This window comes from Halorubellus litoreus (assembly GCF_037081675.1).
GTDB classification, from domain to species: domain Archaea; phylum Halobacteriota; class Halobacteria; order Halobacteriales; family Natrialbaceae; genus Halorubellus; species Halorubellus litoreus.
In genome coordinates, this window is the sequence record NZ_JAZAQL010000009.1 from 1 (window position 1) to 719 (window position 719).

Sequence of the window (719 nt, forward strand, 5' to 3'; positions counted from 1 at the left end):
ACCGCGGTCTGGTCCGAGATGCGGGCGGCCTGCTGCATGTTGTGGGTGACGATGACGACCGTGTACTCCTTCGAGAGTTCGTCGACGAGGTCCTCGATCTTCGAGGTGGCGATGGGGTCCAGTGCGCTCGCGGGTTCGTCCATGAGGATGACCTCCGGGTCGACGGCGAGCGCGCGAGCGATGCAGAGCCGCTGCTGTTGCCCACCAGAGAGGCCGAGCGCGTTGTCGTCGAGTCGGTCCGAGACCTCGTCCCAGAGCGCCGCCTGCTTGAGCGCGCGCTCGACGAGCTCCAACTCCTCCTCGGTGTCGTCGCGCCCGAAGAGCCTGGCGAGCAGGCCGGTGTCGATGTCGCCGTGCTTGCGCGGCCCGTAGCTGATGTTCTCCTTGATGCTCTTCGGGAACGGGTTCGGCGCCTGGAACACCATCCCGATGCGTTTGCGGAGTTCGACGAGGTTCGCGTTCGCGTCGTAGATCTCCGTCCCGCCCAGCTTCACGCTGCCCTCGATGCGGGCGGCCTTGATGCGGTCGTTCATCCGGTTCAGGCACCGCAGGTACGTCGACTTCCCACACCCAGACGGCCCGATGAGGGCGGTGACGGAATTCTCCGGGATGTCCATGGAGACGTCCTTCAAGGCGTGGTCGTCGCCGTACCACACGTTCAGGTCCTCGACGCTCAACTTCGCGTCGCCCTCGAACTCGAACTCCGTCCACTCCTCGCG

At 65.6% G+C, this 719-nt stretch carries 1 protein-coding gene; it reads right to left on the bottom strand.

All coding sequences use genetic code 11. The features are described from left to right. On the bottom strand, nt 1-719 hold a 719-nt coding region (locus VYJ16_RS22135), incomplete at both ends, for a phosphate ABC transporter ATP-binding protein (RefSeq protein WP_336352485.1).